General features: G+C 65.1%; 23 protein-coding genes. 16 read left to right on the forward strand and 7 right to left on the reverse strand.

Features of this window, described 5'->3' with window-relative positions:
• Nucleotides 1-26: 26 nt before the first annotated feature.
• From GJV26_RS18340 to GJV26_RS18355, 4 genes are all read left to right on the forward strand, one after another.
• Entirely contained in the window at nucleotides 27-2,705 is a 2,679-nt protein-coding gene (locus tag GJV26_RS18340) for a beta-glucosidase (RefSeq protein ID WP_216643141.1), read from the forward strand.
• A gap of 483 nt (nucleotides 2,706-3,188) precedes the next feature.
• Nucleotides 3,189-4,610 carry a guanine deaminase gene (gene guaD / locus GJV26_RS18345; RefSeq protein WP_155710098.1) on the forward strand — a complete coding sequence of 474 codons (1,422 nt, stop codon included), beginning with the start codon at nucleotides 3,189-3,191 and terminating at the stop codon, nucleotides 4,608-4,610.
• A 462-nt stretch (nucleotides 4,611-5,072) separates the two neighbouring features.
• The gene (locus GJV26_RS18350; protein WP_155710099.1) at nucleotides 5,073-6,443 is read left to right on the forward strand and encodes a uracil-xanthine permease family protein; all 1,371 of its coding nucleotides are present in this window, start codon (nucleotides 5,073-5,075) and stop codon (nucleotides 6,441-6,443) included.
• 127 nt (nucleotides 6,444-6,570) lie between these two features.
• A complete protein-coding gene (locus GJV26_RS18355; protein WP_155710100.1) occupies nucleotides 6,571-7,947 on the forward strand; it encodes an 8-oxoguanine deaminase in 1,377 nt (458 codons plus the stop codon).
• Here the strand turns inward: GJV26_RS18355 and GJV26_RS18360 are convergent, their stop codons facing one another.
• Nucleotides 7,948-8,652: a GntR family transcriptional regulator gene (locus tag GJV26_RS18360; protein ID WP_155710101.1), complete on the reverse strand. Its 705-nt coding sequence runs from the start codon at nucleotides 8,650-8,652 to the stop codon at nucleotides 7,948-7,950.
• Between the two features lie 215 nt (nucleotides 8,653-8,867).
• Between GJV26_RS18360 and GJV26_RS18365 the strand changes: the two genes are divergently transcribed.
• Together GJV26_RS18365 and GJV26_RS18370 are read left to right on the forward strand one after the other, a co-directional pair.
• Nucleotides 8,868-9,155: a type II toxin-antitoxin system Phd/YefM family antitoxin gene (locus GJV26_RS18365; RefSeq protein WP_155710102.1), complete on the forward strand. Its 288-nt coding sequence runs from the start codon at nucleotides 8,868-8,870 to the stop codon at nucleotides 9,153-9,155.
• A gap of 7 nt (nucleotides 9,156-9,162) precedes the next feature.
• On the forward strand, nucleotides 9,163-9,489 hold the full coding sequence (locus GJV26_RS18370; RefSeq protein WP_155710103.1) for a type II toxin-antitoxin system RelE/ParE family toxin: 327 nt from the start codon (nucleotides 9,163-9,165) through the stop codon (nucleotides 9,487-9,489).
• A 42-nt stretch (nucleotides 9,490-9,531) separates the two neighbouring features.
• Here GJV26_RS18370 and GJV26_RS18375 read toward each other — a convergent pair whose 3' ends face one another.
• Nucleotides 9,532-10,014 (reverse strand): DUF3016 domain-containing protein, encoded by a 483-nt coding sequence (locus GJV26_RS18375; protein WP_155710104.1) that lies wholly within the window; start codon nucleotides 10,012-10,014, stop codon nucleotides 9,532-9,534.
• Nucleotides 10,015-10,288: 274 nt separating this feature from the next.
• Here GJV26_RS18375 and GJV26_RS18380 point away from each other — a divergent pair, with 274 nt between their 5' ends.
• Nucleotides 10,289-11,203 carry a LysR family transcriptional regulator gene (locus tag GJV26_RS18380; protein WP_173346230.1) on the forward strand — a complete coding sequence of 305 codons (915 nt, stop codon included), beginning with the start codon at nucleotides 10,289-10,291 and terminating at the stop codon, nucleotides 11,201-11,203.
• Between the two features lie 24 nt (nucleotides 11,204-11,227).
• Here GJV26_RS18380 and GJV26_RS18385 read toward each other — a convergent pair whose 3' ends face one another.
• Complete coding sequence (locus GJV26_RS18385; RefSeq protein ID WP_155710106.1) at nucleotides 11,228-11,635, reverse strand: c-type cytochrome; 408 nt, start codon at nucleotides 11,633-11,635, stop codon at nucleotides 11,228-11,230.
• A complete protein-coding gene (locus GJV26_RS18390; protein ID WP_216643142.1) occupies nucleotides 11,632-13,272 on the reverse strand; it encodes an NAD(P)/FAD-dependent oxidoreductase in 1,641 nt (546 codons plus the stop codon). Before GJV26_RS18390 ends, GJV26_RS18385 begins: the two co-directional genes overlap by 4 nt.
• A gap of 273 nt (nucleotides 13,273-13,545) precedes the next feature.
• Here GJV26_RS18390 and GJV26_RS30255 point away from each other — a divergent pair, with 273 nt between their 5' ends.
• The 5 genes from GJV26_RS30255 to secF all read left to right on the forward strand — a co-directional run bounded on the left by GJV26_RS30255 (nucleotide 13,546) and on the right by secF (nucleotide 18,904).
• Nucleotides 13,546-14,190, forward strand: coding sequence for a PEP-CTERM sorting domain-containing protein (locus GJV26_RS30255; protein ID WP_229419632.1), 645 nt, complete (start codon nucleotides 13,546-13,548; stop codon nucleotides 14,188-14,190).
• 111 nt (nucleotides 14,191-14,301) lie between these two features.
• Nucleotides 14,302-14,691, forward strand: a complete 390-nt coding sequence (locus GJV26_RS18400; protein ID WP_155710108.1) for a BlaI/MecI/CopY family transcriptional regulator — start codon at nucleotides 14,302-14,304, stop codon at nucleotides 14,689-14,691.
• A complete protein-coding gene (locus GJV26_RS18405; protein WP_155710109.1) occupies nucleotides 14,688-15,848 on the forward strand; it encodes a M56 family metallopeptidase in 1,161 nt (386 codons plus the stop codon). Before GJV26_RS18400 ends, GJV26_RS18405 begins: the two co-directional genes overlap by 4 nt.
• 122 nt (nucleotides 15,849-15,970) lie before the next feature.
• Nucleotides 15,971-17,830, forward strand: a complete 1,860-nt coding sequence (secD, locus tag GJV26_RS18410; protein ID WP_155710110.1) for a protein translocase subunit SecD — start codon at nucleotides 15,971-15,973, stop codon at nucleotides 17,828-17,830.
• Between the two features lie 33 nt (nucleotides 17,831-17,863).
• Nucleotides 17,864-18,904 (forward strand): protein translocase subunit SecF, encoded by a 1,041-nt coding sequence (gene secF, locus GJV26_RS18415; protein WP_155710111.1) that lies wholly within the window; start codon nucleotides 17,864-17,866, stop codon nucleotides 18,902-18,904.
• Between the two features lie 7 nt (nucleotides 18,905-18,911).
• Here the strand turns inward: secF and GJV26_RS18420 are convergent, their stop codons facing one another.
• From GJV26_RS18420 to GJV26_RS18430, 3 genes are all read right to left on the reverse strand, one after another.
• Entirely contained in the window at nucleotides 18,912-19,334 is a 423-nt protein-coding gene (locus GJV26_RS18420) for a hypothetical protein (RefSeq protein WP_155710112.1), read from the reverse strand.
• Between the two features lie 37 nt (nucleotides 19,335-19,371).
• Nucleotides 19,372-19,746, reverse strand: coding sequence for a YbaN family protein (locus tag GJV26_RS18425; protein WP_229419350.1), 375 nt, complete (start codon nucleotides 19,744-19,746; stop codon nucleotides 19,372-19,374).
• Between the two features lie 65 nt (nucleotides 19,747-19,811).
• Entirely contained in the window at nucleotides 19,812-20,786 is a 975-nt protein-coding gene (locus tag GJV26_RS18430) for an IS1595 family transposase (RefSeq protein WP_155710113.1), read from the reverse strand.
• Nucleotides 20,787-20,989: 203 nt separating this feature from the next.
• Between GJV26_RS18430 and GJV26_RS18435 the strand changes: the two genes are divergently transcribed.
• From GJV26_RS18435 to paoC, 4 genes are all read left to right on the forward strand, one after another.
• Nucleotides 20,990-21,481: an outer membrane beta-barrel protein gene (locus GJV26_RS18435; protein WP_155710114.1), complete on the forward strand. Its 492-nt coding sequence runs from the start codon at nucleotides 20,990-20,992 to the stop codon at nucleotides 21,479-21,481.
• Nucleotides 21,482-21,681: 200 nt separating this feature from the next.
• Entirely contained in the window at nucleotides 21,682-22,329 is a 648-nt protein-coding gene (paoA, locus tag GJV26_RS18440; protein WP_155710115.1) for an aldehyde dehydrogenase iron-sulfur subunit PaoA, read from the forward strand.
• Nucleotides 22,326-23,279, forward strand: a complete 954-nt coding sequence (locus GJV26_RS18445; protein WP_155710116.1) for an FAD binding domain-containing protein — start codon at nucleotides 22,326-22,328, stop codon at nucleotides 23,277-23,279. The genes paoA and GJV26_RS18445 overlap by 4 nt, the downstream gene beginning before the upstream one ends.
• A gap of 4 nt (nucleotides 23,280-23,283) precedes the next feature.
• A complete protein-coding gene (gene paoC / locus GJV26_RS18450; RefSeq protein ID WP_155710117.1) occupies nucleotides 23,284-25,485 on the forward strand; it encodes an aldehyde oxidoreductase molybdenum-binding subunit PaoC in 2,202 nt (733 codons plus the stop codon).
• Nucleotides 25,486-25,558 lie beyond the last annotated feature (73 nt).

Genomic DNA, 25,558 nt, shown 5'->3' on the forward strand with positions numbered 1-25,558 from the left:
CCGCATTGATCGGCAAATCCATCCTGATGCTGGCTATCGGACAGGCAGGCTTCGCCCATGCCACGACCACGCGGTCCTGGGCCGAAGTGGAAGCCCGCGTCAGTGCGATGTTCGACAACATGACGCTGTCGGAAAAAATCAATTTCACTCGCGTCAACGACGGTCACATGCTGCCCGTGCTGGGCGCACAGGGCCTTCAAGGCACGCTTGCCTATGACTCCTCGATGGGGGTGCAGGTCCGGGGGGCCTTGTTCGGCGCCCAGTACCCGTCCCCGTCCGCGCTTGCGGCAACCTGGAGCATCAATCGCGCCAGGCAGTACGGACTGGCGATCGGCTACGAGACGCGCGAATCGGGCGCGCAGCAGATGCTGTCGCCTGGCCTGAACATGTATCGCACCCCGTACAACGGCCGCAGCGCCGAATACCTCAGCGGAGAAGATCCGTTTCTTGGCGCCGTGCTGGGCCCCGTGGTCACGAACGCAATCCAGGCCCAGGGCATTCATGCCGCGGCAAAGCACTATGTCGCCAACGATAACGAAGCGAACCGTCACCTGATCGATATCAAGGTCGACGAACGGACGTTGCGCGAAATTTACCTCCCTGGCTTCGAGTCGACGGTCAAGAATTCGAATCCGGCGTCGATCATGTGCTCGTTCAACAAGATCAACGGCGATTACGGCTGCGAAAGCCACCGCCTGATCACCGAGATCCTGAAAGGCGAGTGGGGTTTCCGCGGCTTCGTCATGAGCGACTTCAACTCGATCCACAATGCGCAAAAAGGGGCCTGGGCGGGTACCGACCTCGACATGCCCAGCGGGCTGCAGTTCACCGAAGCGAACATGTATGACCTGATCTACAGCAATCAGGTTCCGCTGTCGGTCCTGAATGACAAGGTCAAGCGCAATCTGCGTGCCATGGTGAACTATGATTTCGACAAGGGGTTGCCGTCGCCGAAGGGGCTCGACACCCGTTTCGGCGACACGGCGTCGCTGGCGATGTCGCGCGAGGCCATCGTGCTGCTGCAAAACGACGTGCCGCAGGGAGGTTCCTTGCCGCTGCTGCCACTGCAGGCCGGCGCACGCGTCGCCGTGATCGGCAATCTGGCATTGCAGGCGCCGGCCTCGCCCTTCGGTACCGCCTGGGCGCCACCCAACCGCTACGTGACCGAATTGAACGGCTTGCAGCAACTGAATGCCGCGCCTTCGAACGTGACCTTCATCAGCGCGCTGTCGCTGAATCCCGCCGCGTCGGTCTGGTACCAGCCCGCAAGCGGCACGGCAGGCGCCCTGCAGGCCGGGCTGAAGGCCGAGTACTATTCGAATTCGAGCCTTTCCGGCAGCCCGTCGGTAACGCGGATCGAACCCGGGGTTGCCTGGGACTTCACCACCGGGGTCAATGCAACCGACAGTGGCCGCACCTCGGTATCCGGCTTCAGCACGACGGCCGGGGCGTTTTCTGCCCGCTTCAGCGGACTGATCAAACCAACGACGACCGGCGAGCAAGTGTTCAAGGTGCGCGCGGATGGCGCCTACAAGCTGTGGGTCAACGACCAGCTCGTACTGGATTATGACGGCGCTCCCGTATCCACCGATGTCATCAATGCATACGCCAAGTCGGCCAAGTCCGCCGTGCTGAAAGCAGGACAGACGTATGCCGTGAAGCTGGAATATCGTCGCCTGAGCGACCGCTATTTCCCGGTCATCGGCGGCATGCAGGGTGTGCAGATGAGCTGGGCCGGGCTGTCCGCCCCTGCGGATCTGTCGAACTACGATGCCGTGGTGGTGGCGGTCGGTGCAAACCACGAGCATGAAGGAGAAGGCGCTGACCGCAGCTTCGACCTGCCGGAATTCCAGGCGGAACTCGTTGCCAATGTCGCCAAGGTGAATCCGAATACCGTGGTGATCATGCACGGCGGCGGGCCATCGAACATGTTGCCCTGGTCGAAAAAGACCGCAGCGGTGCTGAACGCATGGTATCCAGGGCAATACGGGGGCCAGGCATTGGCGGAGATCTTGTACGGCAAGGTCAACCCGTCCGGCAAGCTGCCGGTGACCATCGGTCGCCGCGCGGAAGACTACCCGTCCTACGCCAGCTACGGCAAGATTTCCGACTATGTGCCAAGTCTCACGTACGCGGAAAGGGCCAGCAACACGGCCAAGACGGAGATGACCTATGCCGAAGGCGTATTCATGGGTTACCGTGGCTTTGAAAAAACGGGCATCAAGCCGCTGTATCCGTTTGGCTTCGGCATGTCGTACACCACCTACGACTACAGCGACCTGACCCTCTCCGCGAACAAGTTGAGTGCCGATGCGACGGTGAATGCCACATTCACTGTCACGAACAGCGGCCGCATGGCCGGTTTCGAAGTGGCGCAGCTGTACGTGCGTCCGGTCAGCGCCACCGGCGACCGTCCGGTCAAGGAGTTGAAGGGATTCGCCAAGGTCTTCCTGCAGCCCGGTGAAAGCAAGCAGGTGACGATACCTGTCGATGGCCGTTCGCTGGCGTATTTCACGCAAAAGACGGTGTCGTGGAATGTCGACGCCGGCAAGTACCGTATCCAGGTTGGCCGGTCTTCAGCCGACCTGCCACTTTCGGAAGTCTTGACGGTAACCCAGCCCCTGAAGCTGTCGACAACGACATCGAATCCGCTGCCGCCAGCAGTCCGTGAAGCTGTGCAGGTACCGGCCACACAAGCGTACTGATAGAGCTCGTGGCGCGATGATCCCGTTCATCGCTGATTGTGAAGCCGCCCGGCCAAGCCGGGCGGCTTTTCTCATTGGGCGCTGGCAACGCCAAGCCGGAGATACCACCATTGCCAGCCTGCCGCGCGGCGCGGCAGGCCATCGCCCGCACGAGCATTTCCTCCGTTGCCGATAGCCAAAGATTCTGATACCGATGATATCGGCTGCCATATAAGCCCCCGGTCTTCTGCCGGTACATTACCTCCCTGCGACTGCCGAATTCGGCAACGCCTCTCCTCACCGCTGCGCGCCGGCCGTCATGCCCGTTCAGCGACAGTACAGAGACTGCCATGAGACGAATGCCACATGACCCCAGAAGGGCCATGCGGACACGCCTGCGCGAACGAAGGGGAGGGGCCGGCAAGCCCGGCAAGGAGAACTTCTGCAGCCAACCATAACAAGGTGCGGAACAGCACCACGATCCATCCCATCATTGGAGACAACATGAACAAAGCACGCCTGTCATGCCTGGCCGTGGCGATCGCCGCCGCCCTGGCAACCGCCTTCCCCGCGCAAGCGGCCCGGCAACAGCAGCAGCAACAGCAGCAGCAAAACACCGGCACGACCGCCTATCGCGCCTCGGTGCTGCACTTCACCGGCGACCCGTCGGCCACCCAGCAGTCGTACGAATACTACGAGGACGGCGTGCTGCTGGTGGGCGCGGACGGCAAGGTCAAGGCCATCGGCCCGGCCAACACCGTGCTGTCGGCCAACCAGAATGCCCAGGTGGTCGACTATCGCGGCCGGCTGATCGTGCCGGGCTTCATCGACAGCCACGTGCACTATCCGCAGACCGAAATGATCGGTTCCTTCGGCGAGCAATTGCTGGAGTGGCTCAACACCTACACATTCCCCACCGAGAAGCAGTTCGGCGACAAGGTGTATGCCCGCGGCGTCGCCAAGACGTTCGTCAAGGAGCTGGTGAAGAACGGCACCACGACGGCGCTGGTGATGGCCACCGTGCATCCGGAATCGGTCGACGCGCTGTTCGAGGAAGCCGCCACCCGCAACATGCGTCTCATCGCCGGCAAGGTGATGATGGACCGCAATGCCCCGGGCTACCTGCTCGACACGCCGCAAACCTCGTATGCCGACTCCAAGGCGCTGATCCAGCGCTGGCACAAGCGCGGCCGCGCGCTGTACGCGGTCACGCCGCGCTTCGCGCCGACCTCGTCGCCGGAACAGCTCACGCTGGCCGGCAAGCTGCTGCAGGAATATCCGGATGTGTACATGCACACCCACCTGTCCGAGAACAAGGGCGAAATCGCCTGGGTGCAGGAGCTGTTCCCGTCGTCCACCGGCTACCTGGACGTGTACAACAGCTTCGGCCTGTCGGGCAAGCACTCGGTCTACGCGCATGGAGTGCACCTGCGCGACGACGAATTCGCCTCGCTGGCCAGGACCGGCTCGGCGGTGGCGTTCTGCCCCACGTCGAACCTGTTCCTGGGCAGCGGCCTGTTCGACCTGCAGGCGGCCGAAAAGCATGGCGTGAAGGTGGGCCTGGGCACCGACGTGGGCGCCGGCACCAGCTTCTCGGCGCTGCGCACGATGGGCGAGGCCTACAAGGTCATCCAGCTGCACAAGGCGTTCACCGATAACCCGGCCGAGAAAAAGCCGCTGACGGCGCTGAAGTCGTTCTACCTGTCCACGCTGGGCGCGGCCAAGGCGCTCGACCTGGATGACAGGATCGGCAGCTTCAAGGCCGGCAACGAGGCCGACTTCGTGGTGCTGAACCCGAACGCCACCGAGCTGCTGAAATTCCGCTCGGCACGGGCCACCACGCTGGAAGAAAAGCTGTTCGTGCTGCAGACGCTGGGCGACGATCGCACGGTGGAGCGCACCTATATCATGGGCAAGCCCCAGTAATTGCACCGAGGCACGCATGTTCGGGCGGTCTGCGTGCCGCATTTTACGAATCGGTCACCGGAGCATCGCATGATGTTCCGGCCCGGTTCGCGCATGACTGCATATCTTATTTCCACAAGCCAATAAGAATGTGACGTTCATGCCATGTTCCAGTCAGCAAGCGAAAATTGTATACAAAATCTGTTGACAACTTTTTCGCGACTGGGCACCATGACTTCCCATTGAGAGCTGCCAAAGAGCAGCGCGGAGGGCATCTCCGGTGAAGCGCGTCGATGCGCGGCAAGTCCGATCCCATGGCTTGCCGCGCCTGTCCAGCACCAGCATCCATTATCCGGACGCCGGCATGGCGGCAGACACTTCACTCCAGCATCTTGCCGGTCCGGCACGACAGCAGGCGACACGACCTGCGTGACGGCACCGGTTGCACCGACAGCAGTCCATACACACATCTTGGAGACACAGATGAACAACCTGCTCTACCAGGTGGACGACCGTCCGCCGTTCCTCACCACCATCCTGCTGGCCGCCCAGCACATGCTTGCCGCACTGGGCGGCATCATTGCCGTGCCCATGGTCATCGGTGCCGTCCTGAAACTGCCGGCCGACCAGATTGTCGCACTCGTCAATGCCGCGCTGCTGGGCTCGGGCGTCGTCACCTTCATCCAGTGCAAGGGCGTGGGGCCGATCGGCATCCGGCTGCCCTGCGTGATGGGCACCAGTTTCGCCTTCGTCGGCGCGGCCATCACGATCGGCCTGGAACACGGCGTGCCCGGCATCCTGGGTTGTTCGCTGGCCGGCTCGGCGATCATGATCGTCGGCAGCTTCTTCATGCCGCAGATCCGCAAGCTGTTTCCCCATACCGTGACGGCCGTGGTGGTCACGATGATCGGCCTGTCGCTGATCCCGGTCGCGATCGACTGGGCCGCCGGCGGCAAGGGCGCCCCCAACTATGGCGATCCGGTCAACCTGGGCATCGCCCTGTGCGTGCTGGTGATCGTGATCGCCCTGGTGCAGTTCGGCAAAGGCATCATTTCCGCCGCCGCCATCGTGATCGGCATGGCCATCGGCTACGCCGGCTGCGTGGCGTTCGGCCTGGTCGACTTCACCTCGGTGAACAAGTCCGCCGTGTTCGCACTGCCGCAGGTACTGCAACACGGCATGACCTTCCCGCTTGGCGGCATCTTCGCGATGAGCCTGGCCTACATGGTCACGATCGTTGAAACCACCGGCACCTTCATGGCGCTGGGCTCGGCCACCAACACCAAAATGCGCGGCAAGCTGCTGTGCCGCGGCGTGCTGTGCGACGGCGTCGGTTCCGCGTTCGCCTCCGTCATGGGCAGCCCGGCGGTCTCGACCTTTGCGCAGAACGTCGGCGTGATCTCGCTGACCGGCGTGGCCAGCCGCCACGTGGTGGCGCTGACCGGCGTGTTCCTGGTGCTGGCCGGCCTGTTCCCGATCATCGGCGCGCTGGTCGTGACGATTCCGCAGTCCGTGCTGGGCGGCGCCGGCCTGATGATGTTCGCGATGATCCTCGCCGCCGGCGTGCAGATGCTGGCCAACGTGGAGCACAACAAGCGCAACGGGCTGATCATCGCCGTGTCGCTGGGCTGCGGCCTGGCCGTCAGCGGCCGCCCCGAACTGCTGGCCAAGCTGCCGGCCGTCTTCGCCGAAATCTTCGGTTCCGGCATCAGCACCGGCGCCATCGTCGCGGTGGTGATGAACCTGCTGCTGCCGGGCCGCGAAGTCGAAGCGCACGATGACGAGGTTGACACGCAAGCCGAACAACAAGAACCACCCCAGCCCCTGCTGGTAAAAAAAGCCGAGGCGGCGTAAGCTAGTTGCCTCACCTCATGCCGTGCCGGCTCCGCTTTGCGGGCCCGGCACGGTTTTTTGACATTGTTTCCGCAGTGCCCGAGCATTGTTTCCGCAGTGTCCCCACATTGAAAACGGAAACAACATAATGAGCAAAACACTGCTGATCAAGAATGCCCGCGTGGTGGTCACGATGGATGACGCACGCCGGGAAATCGACAACGGCGCGGTCTTCGTGCGCGATAACGTCATCGAAGCGGTCGGCCCCGGCGCCGAACTGCCGCAAACGGCGGACGAAGTGATCGATGCCACCGGCCAGGTCGTCATGCCCGGCCTGGTGAACACCCACCACCACATGTATCAGAGCCTGACGCGCGTGATCCCCGCCGCGCAGAACGGCGAGCTGTTCAACTGGCTGACGAACCTGTACCCGATCTGGGCCAACCTCACCGGCGAGATGGTGCACGTGTCCACGCTCACGGCGATGTCGGAGCTGATCCTGTCCGGCTGCACCACCAGCAGCGATCACCTGTACATCTACCCGAACGGCTGCCGGCTGGACGACAGCATCGCGGCCGCCTCGCAAATCGGCATGCGCTTCCATGCCGCGCGCGGTTCGATGAGCGTGGGCCAGTCGAAGGGCGGCCTGCCGCCGGACAGCGTGGTGGAAGAGGAGGGCGCGATCCTGAAGGATACCCAGCGCCTGATCGAGACGTATCACGATGCCGGCCGCCATGCGATGCAGCGCATCGTGGTGGCGCCGTGCTCGCCGTTCTCCGTGTCGCGCGACCTGATGAAGGAAGCGGCCAGCCTGGCACGCAGCTACGGCGTGTCGCTGCACACGCACCTGGCGGAAAACGTCAACGACATCGCCTACAGCCGCGAGAAATTCAACATGACGCCCGCCCAGTACGCCGAGGATTGCGGCTGGGTGGGCCACGATGTGTGGCACGCCCACTGCGTGCAGCTCGATGACGACGGTGTCTACATGTTCGCCCGCACCGGCACCGGCATCGCGCACTGCCCGTGCTCGAACATGCGGCTGGCCTCGGGCATCGCGCCGATCCGCAAGATGATCGATGCCGGCGTGCCGGTCGGCCTGGGCGTGGACGGCTGCGCGTCGAACGATGCCGGCCACATGCTGGGCGAGGCGCGCCAGGCGATGCTGTTGCAGCGCGTGGGCTTCGGTCCCGATGCGATGACGGCGCGCCAGGCGCTGGAAATCGCCACGCTGGGCGGCGCGAAGGTGCTGAACCGCGACGACATCGGCGCCCTGAAGCCGGGCATGGCGGCCGACATCGTCACGTTCCGGCTCGACCAGATCGGCTTTGCCGGCGCGCTGCACGACCCGGTCGCCGCGCTCGTGTTCTGCACGCCGTCGAACGTCACGCACAGCATCATCAACGGCAAGGTGGTGGTGCGCGACGGGCAGCTGCAGACGGTCGACCTGCCGGTGGTGATCGAGCGCCACAATGCGCTGGCCGGCGAGCTGGCGCTGGCGACCGGCACGCGCAAGCTGGCCTGATTACTTCAGCAGCGCCGACACGAGATCCTTCTCCTGCGGCGTGCTGCCGTCGAAGCGCAGCGCGGCTTCCACGTGCGACAGGTGCGAGAGCATCAGTTGCGCGGCCAGGTCGGCATCGCCGGCGTGGGCCGCCGCCAGGAATTCGGCATGTTCGTCGGCCGAGCAGGCGGCATCGCGGTCGGACTGGTACAGCATCGTGATCAGCGAACTGCGCGCCACGAGTTCGTGCAGCATTTCGCGGATCACGCCGTTGCCCACCACGTCCGCCAGCAGCACGTGGAAGTCGCCCAGCAGCTGCGAGCGCACCTTGTGGTCGCCCTCCAGCGAGCGGCGTTCCGCTTCCAGGTGTTTTTCCAGCCTGCGGTAGTCGGCGGCGGTGGCCCGGGCCACGAACTCGCGCGCCAGCGCGCCCTCGATGATGCGCCGCGCGGCGAAGATGTCGCGCGATTCCTTTTCGCTGGGCTGGCTCACGAACGCGCCCTTGTCCGGCACGATCTGGATCAGCTTGTCCTTGGACAGGATCAGCAGCGCCGCGCGGATCTTGGTGCGGCTGACATGGTAGAGCCGCGACAACGCTTCCTCGCGCAGCTTGGTGCCAGGGGGGAGTTTGCGCGCCGCGATCGCTGAGGCGATATCGTCGGCAATGTCGTTCGAGCTCGCGCCGCTGCTCTGCTTTTCTTCTGTGGCTGCGGTGGACGCTGACATGGAAATCGGACAGTGGATGATTCGCAATCATACATGCGCACGCATATATTGGCTATCTCGCAAGTGATCTGTTCAAGGCGCTTGCGATCTGGCAGCTGCGCAATGCCGATCGCCTGACAACGATATCCGTTAATGTGGCGACGAAAACCGATATCGTGCTGACAGGACTGAATTTGGTGTATATTTGGTCGTGTCGTTTTATCCCTGGAGCTGCCATGGCCGCCGCCGAACAAGTCAAACCTATTTCCTACTTGAAATCCCATACCACCGACATCGTGAACAGCTTCGATGCGGGCCAGGAAGAGCCCATCATCATCACCCAGAACGGCGAAGCGAAAATGGTGGTCATGTCGATCGACGCGTACAGGGAGTCCAGGCGCCGGGTGGAGCGCATGGAGGAACAGCACGCATTCATGAAGCTGGTGGCGCTCGGCAACAAGGAAATTGCCGCGGGTGACGCCGTTACCGAAGAAGCGTTCCTGGCCGACCTCGACAAGGATTGAGCCGGCGATGGTCAAGATCGTCGTATTGAAGAGCGCAGTGGAAGATTTCAACGAGATCAAGCAGGCATACCGGCAGCGGCACACCGACGACATGGTCCGGCGCTTCCTTGCCGAGTTTCCCAAGCTCTTCGAGCGGATGAAGCAATATCCCGAAAGCGGAGTACTTGTCGAGGAAGCGCGGGCGGTCGGCGCCAATATCCGCCAGCACCTTTGCGAACAGGTACGTGTCATTCATCACTACGACAGGTCGGACGATGTCATCTATATCCGGATGTTCCTGCCGACGAAGAAGAACTTCGTCGAGCACCTGACCAATCGCATCCTGCGTCCCTGACTGCGCGCCGGGCCGCGCCGGACGGCGCAGGCCCGGCATCCATCACCGCGATTTCCCCAGCAAATCCTTGCGGAACCAGTCCTCCAGCATCTGCTTCTCGTGGCTGTACTGCTCGTTGTTGTACAGGTTCGAGCTCATCAGGTAGTTGGGATCGGCCAGCTTCGGTTCGCCGCTCTTGATCACCTGGCCGTTTTCTTCGAGGGTGTAGCGCAAATGCATGCGCGGCCAGTCGGCGCGGCCTTTCAGCACCCGCACATCCTGGATCGCCACGCGGGGAAACTGGTCGCCCGCCAAGTCGATATCCAGGAATTCCACGTTCAGCTGCTGGCCGGCAGGCAGCTTTTCGGCCAGCTTTTCGATGGTTTCGCGGAAATGGATTTCCATCGATTCCCGATCGCTGGAAAAACGCGGCACGTCGGTCATTTTTTCGGTTGCCACGTACGTGACCCTGGCGCCGGCACTGGCCAGGCTGGACGCGGCCAGCAGCAATACGGCCATGCCCACCATGCGAATAAACGTCTTCATGACAAAGCCCTTTCACAGTATTTACCCAATATACCCCCATTGGACGGCGGCGCAACGGCGGCTTGGAAACACAATGTGACAGGAACCAGGCGAGGAACGAACGGGCCGGCATCGGCGCCGGAGCACAGTGCCGGTGCTCCGGCGCCAGCCCGGGATGCGGGCCCGCACCGCTTTGACGCGGCCGCGGCCGCCAGCACGCGGGAAGCGCCATGAAGCTTGCTGGCACGAAAATAGCATAACGTCATGCGGGCATTGGATTTTCCAGGGGAGGCGCATGACATTGCAGCAACTACGGGATTTCGTGGCCGTCATCGAACATGGCGGCTTCAGGGCGGCGGCGCGCGCGCTGCTGGTATCCCAGGCGGCGCTGACGAAGAGCGTTCTGAAACTCGAAGCCACGCACGACGTGGAGCTGGTGCTGCGCATGCAGTCCGGCGTGGCGCTGACCGATCCCGGACGGCAACTGCTCAGCTATGCCCGGGCCATCCTGCGCGACGTGGACGAAGCGATGGCCATGCTCGATACCCGGCGGCTGGCCGAGCGCATGACGCTCGTGGTGGGCGCCAGCATCGACCCGGCGCTGACGCTGGTGCCGCGCGTGTCGGAGGATTTCAAGCGCCGCAACGCGCACGCCAATGTGCATATCCAGTACGGCGCGCCGGGCGACCTGGTGGACATGCTGCGCGAAGGGCGGTTGAACCTCGTCGTGTCCGAGCTGCCCGGCGGCCTGAATACCGGCAACCTGTGCGTGGAGCCGATCTACCGGGAATCGCTGTTCATCGCCAGCCGCGCCGGCACGGTCGATACGCTGGACGGCGAGCAGTTTTCAAGGCGGCCCTGGCTGGTGCTCGGCGAAACCAACAGCGCCAAGCAGCCGCAGGATGCGCTGCGCGACGTGTTCGCCCGCTGGGGCTGGCGGCTGCCGGCCACCGTGTATTCGTCCAGCTCGCTGATCGCCGCGATCGACGAGGTGTCCGGCAGCGATACCTTCTGCCTGCTCCCCGAACGCATCTTCAGCCATCCCGTCGCGGCCCGGCGCCTGCGCATGACCTCGGTAGCCGGGCAGCCGGTGGCCGAGCGCGAGGTGGCGATCATCACCAAGGGTTCGCGCCACCCGCAGGGCGGAGTGGCCGAATTCGTGGCGATGACGAAGTCGCTGGCACGCATCCGCGATCTCGCGTTTTCGTAGCGCGCCAGCCGGCTCCGGCCATGTTCACTGGCGCAGCTTGCGTACATCGGCCGCCGTCGTGGCCGGCGCATCCGGCTTGCCGAACGACTGGCGCACGTAGGTGACCACGGCGGCGATCTGCTCGTCGTCCATCATGCCGGCGAACGCGGGCATGCCCCGGTAGCCGTTGGCTACCCGGTGGACGATGTACTCCGGGCTCTGCACCAGCGGATTGCCGGCCAGCTTCGGATAGAAGCCGGCGCCGTGCGCCCCTTCGCCCTTGGCCATGTGGCAGCCCTGGCAACTGGCCGCATACAGCGCCTTGCCATCCTTCTGCGCAAAGGTATACCCGCTCGACATCTGCGGCACGTCGGCCGCGCCAGCCGCCGCCGGTACCAGCGCGGCAATCGTGAAGACAGCCGCGAGAACCGTGCTGCCGAAAGGTTTCATCATGCTGCGCTCCTTGTCGTCGTGGCTTTCGCCTTCGCGTGCAGCCGGGTGATCGCGTCGTGCGCCGACAGCACGGCGCCTTCCTGCCAGCCGCCGATGAACGAGGCGTGCTCGCCGGCCAGCACGAGGCGGTTGTCGATGGTGCACAGGTTGTCGTAATGCTGCGCGCGCGCCCCCTCGGTCCACATGCCCATGCAGCCGTTGATCCAGGGTACCCGGTGCCAGCCCACGGTCACGCCGTTGTCGAATTCCTTCTCGTACTGCGCGTGGAGCTGGCCGCCCTGGCGCACCACTTCGCGCAGGCGCTCGTCGGTGTTCATCGCCGAGAATTCGAATGCGTTCGGCCCGAACATGTAGGCGCCCAGCACCACGGCCGGTCCCTTCGCATTGAAGTTCGAGGCGGGGTAGCAGATCCGGTTGATCGGCTGGTCGGTGTACGAAATGCCGCCGAAGATGCCGTCGTCCTGTTCCCAGAAACGGCGCTTGAACTGCAGGCCCGCCTTGAATGCCGCGGCATACGGCACCGCCGCGATCGCGGCCAGCAGTTCGGGCTTCGCCTTGACCTCGACCTGGCTCAGGATCGACAGCGGAATCGTGCACACGCACCAGTCGGCCTTCACCTTGCGGATGCCCTGGCCCGGCTGGCGCGCATCCTCCACCGTCACGGTCACGCCGCGCTCGTCCTGGTCGATCGCCGTCACCTTGGCGTGGAACTGCACCAGCTGTTTCACCTGGCCGTACACGGCCAGCGCGATCTGGTCCATGCCGTGCTTCGGCTGGAAGATGCTGGTCTGGAATTCATATTCGTGACCCACGGCCAGGCTTTCCCATAACCGCGAAGAGAGCAGCTCGCCGCGGTTGCCCGGCGTCGAGTACTGCGCACGTGGCATCAGGCCGCCGCCAGGCGGCACGTCATAGCCGCGCCGTTCGCTGGCGATGCGGTTTTTCCCGTACAGCATGTCCTTGTCCAGCCCGCCGAACGACGCCAGCGATTCGAGCAGCTGTTCCTTTTCCTCGCCGCTGATCTCGCCGTCGAGCCGGCCGGCGCCGGTGGCCTTGGCGAGCAGCTCGGCCACGTGGCCGTTGTAGTCGGCCTGCACCGTGCGATAGCGCTGCGGCTTGCCGCCGAAGGCATTGGTGCCGTGCAGGTAGGCGTTGTAGTTCACCTGGATGAACGGCTCCAGCGGCACGTTGAAGCGGCGCGCATAGTCCAGCATGCCGTGGTGGTGGTAGGGCAGGCGCCACGGGCCCGGATTCACGTATTCGCCCTTGGCGAAGCGGCACGTCTGCTCGGCGCCGCCCAGTTCCGTGTAGCGGTCGCCGCCGCGGATCGACCAGCTGCGCCCGCCCGCGCGGCCGTTGTATTCGAGTACCGTGACGTGGTAACCGGCCTGGCGCAGTTCGTACGCCGCCACCAGCCCGGCAATGCCGGCGCCCAGCACCAGCACGCTGGCGCCTTTCGGTGCGCCGTCGAGCCGCAACGGGCCGCTGAACGTGGACGCCTGGGCAAAGCCCAGCGACGTCATCGCGTGATACATGGCCGTGCCGCCGAGCGTCTTGCCCAGCGTCGCCAGCATCTGCCGCCTGCTGACGCCGCCCTCCAGGCCTGCGCCCGCATCTCCATTTGCCCTGTGCCGCATCGTGCTCCTTCCAGGAATGAACTCAACGGCTTCATCCTCGGGCACAGGCGCTGCCGCGTCGATCACTCGCGGGTGTTTGCGATTCCATTACGGAATCACCCGCCTCCCCGGATGGGGGGTGTCGAAAAGTTATGGTAGCGCTACATTGGGGCTACCAGCATGCTTGCCAGTGCACTTGCCAGTTCCCTTGCCAGCCTGTCCGGTGCCACAGCGCCATAGCAGTTCATGCCACCGAAATTTCCTCAACCAACCATCAGGAATCCCATCGTGCGTATGTCTCTCTCCCACAAGGCCGTTGCTGTTGCTTCACTGATCTTCGCCACCTCTGCAAGCGCCGATATCACCGCCTATACCAGCCAGGCGTCCTATCTCGCCGCCGTCGGTACATCCGGCGTCGACACGTTCGACGATTTGCAGATCTGGAACTATCCCACCCCCGCGCCGCGCCAGGCGGGCGATTTCGGCTACTCGGTCACGGCCGGCCCGGTCGTCAACGAATATTGGGGCGCCACCGACAACGGCAGTGACTGGTGGATGTCCACGGGTTACTCGCACGACCAGCTGGCTTACAGCGGCTTCGGCGAAGGCATCGTCGGCGCCGGCGGCTTCTTCTTCGGCTCCTGGTACAACGGCACCTCGCTGCCGATCGACGCGATCCGGGTCACCGCCACCGACAGCACCGGCGCCACGCTGACGTGGACCATCGAATCGCCGGAAGTGAACTCGTTCGTCGGCTTCGTCTCAGACACGCACCTGACATCGCTCACGGTATGGAAGGACAACATTCCCGACACGTTCATCACCGTCAACGACCTGCACCTGTCTGTGGCGGCGGTACCCGAGCCGGCCACGTACGGCATGCTGCTGGGCGGCCTTGCGCTGCTCGGCGCGGCGGCGCGCAAGCGGCGCCGGGCATAATCGGTTTTTCACGGGCCGGCCTGACGCCGGGCAGGCCCGACACAAAAACGCTATCCGTCCGCCATTTTTCTGCGTATGATACTAATCACTTAGTACTAAGAATGGTATGAGATGGACCCGAACCCGACCGAAGGCGAACTGGCGATCCTGCGCATCCTGTGGGCGCGCCAAACTCCCACCACCGTGCGCGAAGTGCACGAGGAACTGCTGCGCACGAAGGACACGGCTTATACAACCGTGCTGAAGATGCTTACGATCATGCACGAGAAAAAGCTGGTGCACCGCGACGAGAGCGAACGCAGCCACCGCTTCGTGCCCGTCTACAGCGAACCGGTGGTGCAGTCGGCCATGCTGAAGAGTTTCGTGCGCAACGCCTTCGCCGGCTCGCCGTTGACGCTGGTCCAGCGCGCCCTCGACGACGAGCACACCAGCGACGAGGAACTGACGGCGATCGAGAAGCTGATCGCCGAGGCGAAGGCCCGGCGCGGGGGCGGCGCATGAGCGCGCTGCCGCCGGCCGTGGCGCATGCGCTGCTGCATGCGCTGTGGCAGATCGCGCTGCTCGCACTGTGCGCCGGTGCAACGCTGCACGCGCTGCGGTACCACACGGCGGCGGCCCGCCATGCCGCGGGCATGGCGTGGCTGCTGGCAATGGCACTGGTACCGCTGGCCACGGCCATCGGGTTCTTCGCCGCCCCGCACGCGCCGTTGCAGGCGAATACCGGCTTTTCTCCCGGCCCGGCGCCGATGGCGGCCGCGCCCGCGCTGTGGCTGACGGGTGTGGGCATGATGGCCCTGCTGCGCTTGCGCGACTGGCGCGCACTGCTGAACCTGGAGCACCAGCGCTTCACGCCGTTGCCGGCCGCATGGGTTGCGCGCTTCGAAGCGATCCGGCGCCGCATGGGCATTCCGGCAGCGCTGCCGGTGCAGGTGCGCGTAGGCACGGACTTCGGCATGTCGCCTTTCACGGCGCGGCTGCTGCGCCCGGTCGTCTGGCTGCCGCTGGCCGTGCTGACGCACCTGCCGGCGGACCAGGTGGCCGCGCTGCTGGCCCATGAACTGGCCCATATCCGCCGCAAGGACTGGCTGTGGAACGGCCTGCAGTACGCGGTCGAAGCGCTGCTGTTCTTCCACCCGGCCATGTGGTGGCTCAGCCGGCGCATCCGCCAGGAACGCGAGAATGCCTGCGACGATCTCGCGCTGGCGGCCGGCGAAGATCCGGTCGCGCTGGCCGAAGGCCTGACGGCGCTGCAGCGGCTGCGCCAGCCGCGGGTCCCGCGCCCGATGCCGGCATTCGCGCTGGCCGCGGGCGGTGGCGTGCTGCTGGCGCGCGTGACCCGCATCCTGGCGGAGCCCGGCGGCAGGCCGCTCGGCGTGCGCACCGCCGGCGCCCTGGCCGCGATGCTGTGCGCCGCGCTGCTGCTGGTACATGGCGTCCCCGGATTCGAGGCAGGCGTTGCCGCACCGGCCGGCCATCAGTTGCCCGACGCGCCGCCTGCGACGGCCCCGGCCATGCCCACGCCGCTGCCGCAGCCGGTGCACCACGCAGCGCTGCCGCTGGCCGTGATCCACGTGGTGCCGGTGCCGCCGGAACCGCCCACGCTGCGGCATACCGTTCCGGCGCTGCCGCCGCCGCCGCCGCGCCCGACCATCGAATGAGCCGGTAACCCGCCTGTTGCGCGGCGAGGCTGCGGCCTGCGCCGCGATTTTTTTCACACGATGTACTAAATAATTAGTACTAATGGAGGAGTTGATATGAGAAGCTCGAACGGCCTGACATCATGAACCGCTATCCTGTCTGGAAATACATCGTCATTGCCATGGTCGTGCTGCTGGCGGCCCTGTACACGGCACCCAATTACCTCGGCGAATCGCCCGCGCTGCAAGTTACCGGCGGCAAATCCACGGTCAAGGTGGGCAGCGATATCGCCACCCGTGTCGAACAGCTCCTCGGCAAGGCCGGGCTGCCCGCCACGGACATCGCGCTCGATGCCGGCACGAATCCTTCGGTGCTCGTCCGTTTCGCCGACATCGACACGCAGTTCAAGGCCCGGCTCGCACTGGAGCGGGGCCTGAACGCCGATCCGCGCGATCCCGCCTATATCGTCACGAACAACCTGCTGGCCAACACCCCGAAGTGGATGCGGAAACTGGGCGCCTATCCGATGTACCTGGGCCTCGACCTGCGCGGCGGTGTCCACTTCCTGATGCAGGTCGACACCAGGGCCGCGCTGGACAAGCGCATCCAGGGCTTCGAAGCCGCGTTCCGGATGCAGCTGCGTGACAAGGACGTGCGCCATGCCGGCATCGAACGCGTGGGCGACGCGGTCGTCGTGACATTGCGCGACGAACCCATGCGGCGGGCAGCCCGCGACGCGCTGGCCGGCATGAGCGAACTGCGGTTCGCCGATGGCGGCAGCGGCACGGACCTGACGCTGACGGCCACCATGGCGCCGGCAGCCCTGAAAGCCGCGCTGGATAACGGCGTCAAGCAGAACATCGCCACGCTGTCCAAGCGCGTCAACCAGCTGGGCGTGCGGGAACCGGTCATCCAGCAGCAGGGCGCGGACCGCATCATCGTCCAGCTGCCCGGCATGCAGGACGTGGCGCGCGCCAAGTCGCTCATCGGCCGCACCGCCACGCTGGAAGTGCGCCTGGTCGACCCCGCGGTAACCCGCGGCACCGAACTCTCCGCCGCGATCCCGTTCAATTCCGAGCTGTTCACCGCCGGCAGGAACGCACCCGTGGTGCTGTACAAGGATGTCATCGTCACTGGCGACTACATTTCTTCGGCCACCGCCACTTTTGACTCGAGCCAGCAACCGGCCGTATCGATCGACCTGAACGGCGATGGCGGCCGCAAGATGCGCCAGGCCACGCGCGACAAGGTGGGCAAGCTGATGGCCATCGTGCTGGTCGAAAACAGGAAGCCGGAAGTATTGATGGTGGCGACCATCCAGCAGGAGCTGGGCAGCACCGTCCAGATCACCGGCGTGGGCAGCATCGGCAACGCCACCGAGCTGGCGCTGCTGCTGCGCGCCGGCGCGCTGTACGCGCCGATGGCCGTCATCGAGGAACGCCTGGTGGGCCCGCAGCTTGGCGCGGAGAACATCATGAAGGGCAAGCACGCCACGTTGTACGGCTTTGCCGCGATCGCCGTGTTCATGATCGCCTACTACACGATGTTCGGCTTCTTCTCCGTGCTGGCGCTGGCCATCAACGTGCTGCTGCTGGTGGCGATCCTGTCGATGATGCAGGTGACGCTGACGCTGCCGGGGATCGCCGCCATCGCGCTGGCACTGGGCATGGCGATCGACGCCAACGTGCTGATCAACGAGCGGGTGCGCGAGGAGCTGCGCGCCGGGGCTTCGCCGCAGGCCGCGATCTCGGCCGGCTTCGACCGCGCCTGGGCCACCATCCTCGACTCGAACGTGACCACGCTGATCGTGGCGTTGGCGCTGCTGGTGTTCGGTTCCGGCGCCATCCGCGGCTTCGCGATCGTGCACGCCCTGGGTATCCTGACCTCGATGTTCTCCGCCGTCTTCGTGTCGCGCGGCGTGGTCAACCTGTGGTACGGCCGCAGGAAGAAACTGCAATCGCTGTCGATCGGTACCGTCTGGGTACCGGGCCAGGCCAGGTAACCGCCGAAGTAGCCATTCATATCAGAGGATTCCATGGAATTTTTCCGCATTCGCAGAGACATCCCGTTCATGCGCTACGCGACGATCTTCAACATCGTGTCGGCGTTGACGTTCGTGGCCGCCGTGTACTTCCTGGCCACGAAGGGCCTGCACCTGTCGATCGAGTTCAAGGGCGGCACCGTGGTCGAGGTGAAGTACCCGCACGCGGCCGACCTGGAACGGCTGCGCGGCACGCTGCGCGGCGCCGGCTTCGAGCATCCCGAAGCCAGCACGTTCGGCACCGCGAGCGACGTGATGATCCGCCTGCCGGTCACGCCCGGTGCCAGCCCCGATGCCACGTCGGCCCGCGCCTTCGAGGCGCTGTGCCGCGCCGGGCAGGGCACGGCCCGCGTCTTCGATGAAGCGACGCAGAAGGGCGGCGGGGCTCATGCCCGCACCGCCTGCATCGATGCGGCCGGCAACGAAACGGTCTCGCTGCAGCGCGTCGAATTCGTCGGCCCGCAGGTGGGCGAGGAACTGGCGCAGAACGGCCTGAACGCGCTGATCATGGTGGTGGCCGGCGTGATGTTCTACCTGGCCGTGCGCTTCGAGTGGAAGTATGCGGTGGCGGCGATCATCGCCAACCTGCACGACGTGGTCATCATCATGGGCTTCTTCGCGTTCTTCCAGTGGGAATTCTCGCTGACGGTGCTGGCGGCGATCCTGGCGGTGCTGGGTTACTCGGTCAACGAATCGGTCGTCATCTTCGACCGGATCCGCGAGAACTTCCGCAAGCAGCGCAGGATGACCGTGCACGAAGTGATCGACAACGCGATCACCAGCACGATGTCGCGCACGATCATCACCCACGGCTGCACGGAGATGATGGTGCTGTCGATGCTGTTCTTCGGCGGCCCCACGCTGCACCACTTCGCCGTCGCGCTGACGATCGGCATCCTGTTCGGCATCTACTCGTCGGTGTTCGTGGCCGCCGCCGTCGCCATGAAGCTGGGCGTCAGGCGCGAAGACCTGGTCAGGCCAATGAGGGAAGAAGAGGCCAGGGAAAAGGACGGGACCGGCGGCGCCGTCGTCTAGGCCGGCATCATGGCGAGCAGTCGAGCACCACCAGCACGTCGATCCGGCGGGCCACGCCGTTTTCCACGAAGCGCGCGCTGGCCCGTTCCTCGATCGTATAGATATCCTGCGTGGCGCCATCGCGCATCTTCGTCCGCCGCGGCACGATCGTCACGGCAAGGCCGTCCGCGGCGTACGTGCGGGTCTTGCCGTCGCCAATGTCGGCCTGGCTTGTTTTCGTCAGCGCCGCCAGCCTGCCTTGCCGGCCGACCAGCAGATCCTGCAGCTCGTAGCCGACCAGCCGCCCGTTCGCCGTGATCGTTCCATAGCAGGTCTTCGAATCGAGCCTTGCCTCGGCCAGGCGCGGGTCCATCGGGATATCGACCGCGCCGGCGGCCGGGCACATCGCCAGCACGGCCATGCCAAGCAAGATTGTTGCGGTACTGTGCATTACGCCTCCGTCGGCAAGCCTGCGGTGCATCGGCCGGTCAGCGCTTCGTCGGCACGAACCGCAGCAGGAACACGGAAACCCCCAGCCCGATCGTGACCAGCAATGCCACCAGCGCGGGAATGTGGGCGACCCGTGTCAGCGAATAGCCCATCGATCCCCACATGAACAGCAGGATCGCGATCTTGCCGCGCAGCGGCAGGCCGCGCCCGTCTTCCCAGTCGCGCAGGTATTTGCCGAACAGCGGGTTGGTGCGCAGCCAGTTGTGGGCGCGCACCGAGCTGCGCGCAAAGCACGCGGAGGCCAGCAGCAGGAACGGTGTGGTCGGCAGCAGCGGCAGGAATGCGCCCAGTACGGCAAGCACGACGGCTACCGCGCCGATCATCGTCAACAGCCATTTCATCGGTCGGTTCATTGTTGCATCGTACCATTTGGCGCTGTTCGCATTAACTATGCAATGCTCCGAGGAACGGAACTTTTTCAGCAAGCTGGTCTTTGGCGATGGCTTCCGGCGACGCCCACGCGCAGCCATTGGGCCGGTAGCAGCAGGTGGGCCGCGTCGAGCACGCGTTGCCAGCCGGTGTAATTGGCCAGGTAGCGGCTGGCCACCCCATTGAAGCGGCGTAGCCAGGTTTTAAAACGGCTGTGCCACCCGTTCACGTTATTGAGGTGAATCGCGCCCCGGGCACGAACGCCGGCGCGAACGTTAATGGCTTCGTGGGTAATATTGGCCGCCCGAGCAAAAGTCCCGTAAGCCTTGGCACCATCGCTGATCAGAAGAACGTCACGACGCAACACCGGCAGCAGATGCAGCGCCAGCTGCCGCGCACTAACCGATCCACGCCCGGTAACGAATTCGTGCGTCACCCTGGCACGGTCGCGAGCGACCAGAATGCAGTCCAGTTCGCGGCTGATACCGCGGCGTGCCGCTTTGCTGCCACGCCGCCGCGCCGGGCGGTCGAGCTTTCGCGAGCCTTTTTGCGATTCCAGTAAATATGTTTCGTCCACCTCGACCATGCCTGCCAGTGGCGCCGGGCGCTCGCGGCGCACGCCGCCGATGAACCGGTGGCGCCATCGGAAGCTCGTCGAACGGGCGACGTCGACGCGCCGCGCCGCATCTCGCACGGTGCGCGACTCAAGCAGGCACTGCAGATACGGCAGCCATTTGTCGCGATGCCGTAATCGTGCCAGCGGCGTGCCGGTCAGCGCGTTGTAGCTGCGCGTGCACGCCATGCAGCGATAACGCTGCAGGCCATTGGCCTGACCACAGCGATGCCGCCGCCCGCAGCCACAGTGCGGGCAAGGGCACGCGCCGGCGGCCTGTTCAACAATGCCGAGGCAATTGCCACGCGACGACAGTGCCGCAAGCCACGCCTCCAGGCTGGCGACCTGCTGATCGGTCAGTTGCTCCTGGGTGAGTGCTTGAAACAGTCCGACAAAGCCGGCAGGGTCCATGATCGCTCCTCGTTTGCATGAGTTACCTCAACAAGGAGTAAGACAACGACCAGTTCGACTGGTTCCCCGATTTACCGCTAACAGCGCCTACCATTTGCGCCCTGACGCCGAAGGGCACCTTGTCGAAAAGAAAAGGCAAGTATATAATTTCCGCCCTGCAAATTTATTTGCATAATAAAAATCATAACCACATCAGGAAAACCATGTTCAACAAATACTTCGCCGCCGCCGTGCTGTCGCTGGCCGCTTCCGCTTCGTTCGCCACGCCGACCGGCATCTATGCCGGCGTCAATGCGGGCGTGACGCACGTTACCGACCTGGACGGCAACAAGTCGAGCTTCGGCGCGTTCGCCGGCTATGGCATCAATGCGAACTTCGCGATCGAAGCGGGCTACCGCCAGCATGGCGACTGGGACCTGTACGGCTCCGACGTGACGGTCAAGCAGACCGACATTTCCGTGCTGGGTTCGCTGCCGCTGAACGCCGGGCTCGACCTTTACGGCCGCCTGGGCTACAACCACGCCAAGGTCGAGGCGGAATACGCGGGCTACCGCGGCAGCGAAAGTGTCGACAACACGCTGTACGGCATCGGTCTCGCCTACAATTTTTCCCAGAACCTGTCCGGCCGTGTCGAACTGCAAAAGCCGTCGAGCGACACCACCAACACGAGCGTGAGCCTGGTCTGGAAGTTCTGATCCATTCGTGGCACCAACAAGAAACCGGCACGCGATGCCGGTTTTTTGTTGGCGGCCGCCCTTATTTGGTGCATCCCAACAGTGTGTAGCCATTCCAGGTATTGCCATTACCATCATTGCTGGTTCCCGGCCGGCCACGAGCCCGCACGCCCGCAGCGAACCTTCCCGGCACTACCCCAACCGCCAAAGGATGCAAACACATGGATGAGATCGATACCACCCGGCGCGACCTGCTGATCGCGGGTGCGCTGACCGCCACGGCCGCCGCCGTGCCCTCAATGGCGGGTGCCCAGCCCGCACCCGCCGGCGCGGCGAATGCCGCGCCGGCGACCCCCGTTTCCTCGAAAGTCACGCTGAAGGTGAACGGCCAGCAGCACGCCGTCTCGGTGGACACGCGCACCACGCTGCTCGACCTGCTGCGCGAGCAGCTGCACCTCACCGGCACCAAGAAAGGCTGCGACCAGGGCCAGTGCGGCGCCTGCACGGTGATCGCCGACGGCCGCCGCATCAATTCCTGCCTGTCGCTGGCGGTGATGCACGAGAACTCGGAAATCACCACGATCGAAGGCCTCGGCACGCCGGACAAGATGCACCCGATGCAGGCGGCCTTCGTCAAGCACGACGGCTACCAGTGCGGTTACTGTACGCCGGGGCAGATCTGTTCGGCCGTGTCCGTGCTCGATGAAATCCGCAAGGGCATTCCGAGCCACGTGACCGGCGACCTGACGGCGCGCCCGCTGCTGACCGAGAAGGAAATCCGCGAACGCATGAGCGGCAACATCTGTCGCTGCGGTGCCTACTCGAACATCGTCGACGCGATCGTCGAGGTGTCCGGGAGGCCCGCATGAAAGTCTTCAGCTACGAAAAGGCACGCACGCCCGCCGAGGCGGCCGCGGCGGCCGCGCGCGTGCCCGGCGCCCGCTTCATCGCCGGCGGCACCAACCTGCTCGACCTGATGAAGCTGGAAATCGAAACGCCGCCGCACCTGGTGGACGTCAACGGTCTCGGCCTCGACAGGATCGAGCCTACCAAGGAGGGCGGCCTGCGCCTCGGCGCGCTGGTGCGCAACACCGACCTGGCGGCGGACGAGCGCGTGCGCCGCGATTACGGCGTGCTGTCGCGCGCGCTGCTGGCCGGCGCCTCGGCCCAGCTGCGCAACAAGGCCACCACGGCCGGCAACCTGCTGCAGCGCACGCGCTGCCCGTATTTCTACGATACCAACCAGCCGTGCAACAAGCGCCAGCCGGGCAGCGGCTGCTCCGCGATCGGCGGTTTCACCCGCCATCACGCGATCGTGGGCACCAGCGAAGCGTGCATCGCCACGCACCCGAGCGACATGGCGGTGGCAATGGCGGTGCTCGATGCCAGCGTGGAAACGGTGCAGCCGAACGGCACCACGCGCGTCATTCCGATCGCCGATTTCCACAAGCTGCCGGGCAACACACCGCACATCGAGCACGCCCTCGTTCCGGGCGAGCTGATCACCGCGGTCACGCTGCCGCGCCCGCTCGGCGGCAAGCACGTGTACCAGAAGGTGCGCGACCGCGCCTCGTATGCGTTCGCGCTGGTGTCGGTGGCCGCCGTCGTGCAGCCCGACGGCACCGGCCGCATCGCGCTGGGCGGCGTGGCCCACAAGCCGTGGCGCATTCCGGCGGCGGAACAGAACCTGCCACGCGGCGGCCGCGCCGTGACCGACCAGTTGCTGGCGGGCGCGAAGCCGATGCACGACAACGCGTTCAAGGTTCCCCTCGTGGGCCGCACCATCGACGCCGTGCTGGCGGAAACCAGGAAAGGATAGAGCGATGAAATTCACCACGCCCGCCACCACCAACCCGATCGACCAGCTGAAGGTGGTCGGCAAGCCCACCGACCGCATCGACGGTCCGCATAAAACCACCGGCACCGCGCGCTATGCCTACGAGCGGCACGACGTGGCGCCGAACGCCGCCTACGGCTACGTGGTCGGTGCATCGGTCGCGAAAGGGCACATCACGTCGATCGATACCGCCGCCGCGCAGCGCGCACCCGGCGTGATCGCCATCGTCACCCATGAAAACGCTGGCAAGCTGGAAAAGGGCGACTACAACACCGCGAAACTGCTGGCCGGCCCGGTCGTCGAGCATTACCACCAGGCCGTGGCGCTGGTGGTGGCCGAAACGTTCGAGCAGGCGCGCGCCGCCGCCGGCCTGGTGAAGGTGCAGTACTCGGTCATCGCCGGCGAGTACGACCTGGCCAAGGCCAAGGATTCGGCAACGATCCCGAAGAGCGAAGACGATCCTTCGCAAACGAAGACGGGCGATTTCCAGGGCGCGTTCGACGGCGCCCCGGTCAAGCTCGATGCCACCTACACCACGCCGGACCAGTCGCACGCGATGATGGAGCCGCATGCCTCGGTGGCCGCATGGGAGGGCGACAAGCTCACCGTGTGGACCTCGAACCAGATGATCGCCTGGGGCAAGGGCGACCTGGCGAAAACGCTCGGCATCCCGAAGGAGAAAGTGCGGCTGGTGTCGCCCTACATCGGCGGCGGCTTCGGCGGCAAGCTGTTCGTGCGTGCCGAGGCGCTGCTGGCGGCACTGGGCGCGAAGCAGGCGAAGCGCCCCGTGAAGGTGGCGCTGCAGCGCGCGCTGATGATCAACAACACCACGCACCGCCCGGCCACGATCCAGCGCATCCGCATCGGCGCCACGCGCGAAGGGCGCATCACGGCGATCGCGCATGAAAGCTGGTCCGGCGACCTGCCGGACGGCAAACCGGAAACGGCCGTCCAGCAGACCCGCCTGCTGTATGCGGGTGCGAACCGGCTAACGACGCTGCGCCTGGCCGTGCTCGATCTGCCCGAAGGCAACGCGATGCGTGCGCCGGGCGAGGCGCCGGGCCTGATGGCGCTGGAAATCGCCGTCGACGAGCTGGCCGAAAAGCTGAAGATGGACCCGGTCACGCTGCGCATCGTCAACGACACCACGGTCGATCCGGAAAAGCGCGGCCGCAAGTTCTCGCAGCGGCGCTTCGTCGAATGCCTGCGCACCGGCGCGGAGAGGTTTGGCTGGAACAAGCGCAACGCGCAGCCGGCGCAGGTGAGGGAAGGGCGCTGGCTGATCGGCCAGGGCGTGGCCTCCGCGTTCCGCAACAACCTGGTGCAGAAATCGGCCGCCCGCGTGCGGCTCGACGGCAAGGGCATCGTCACGGTCGAAACGGACATGACCGACATCGGCACCGGCAGCTACACGATCATCGCGCAGACCGCGGCCGAAATGATGGGCGTGGCGCTGGACCAGGTGGTCGTGAAGCTGGGCGATTCCGATTACCCGGTGTCGGCCGGTTCGGGCGGGCAATGGGGCGGCAACAGCTCCACGGCCGGCGTGTACGCTGCCTGCGTGAAGCTGCGCGAGGCCGTGGCGAAGAAGCTCGGCCTCCCCGCCGATGCCGAGTTTGCCGACGGCACCGTGCGCGCCGGCGGCAAGTCCGTGCCGCTGCGCGATGCCGCGGCGGGCGGCGAACTGGTGGCCGAGGACAAGATGGAATACGGCGACCTGGACAAGAAATTCCAGCAGTCGACATTCGGCGCCCACTTCGTCGAAGTGGCCGTCGACGCCTATACCGGCGAGGTGCGCATCCGGCGCATGCTGGCCGTGTGCGCGGCCGGTCGTATCCTGAACCCGAAATCAGCGCGCAGCCAGGTGATCGGCGCAATGACGATGGGCGCCGGCGCGGCATTGATGGAAGAGCTGGCCGTGGACAAGCGCATCGGCTTCTTCGTCAACCATGACCTGGCCGGCTACGAGGTGCCCGTGCATGCCGATATTCCGCACCAGGAGGTGGTGTTCCTCGACGAGACGGACCCGATGTCGTCGCCGATGAAGGCGAAGGGCGTGGGCGAGCTGGGCATCTGCGGCGTGGCGGCGGCGGTGGCGAATGCGATCTACAACGCCACCGGGGTGCGCGTGCGCGAATACCCGGTCACGCTGGACAAGCTGATCGACAAGCTGCCGCAGGTGGCATAAGCGTCTCTATACAAATGTATTAATTTCATGGCAACATCGGGGGCGGTACGGCGCAGGCTGTACCGCCCTTGTC

The sequence above is a fragment of the Pseudoduganella dura genome, assembly GCF_009727155.1.
Lineage (GTDB): Bacteria > Pseudomonadota > Gammaproteobacteria > Burkholderiales > Burkholderiaceae_D > Rugamonas > Rugamonas dura.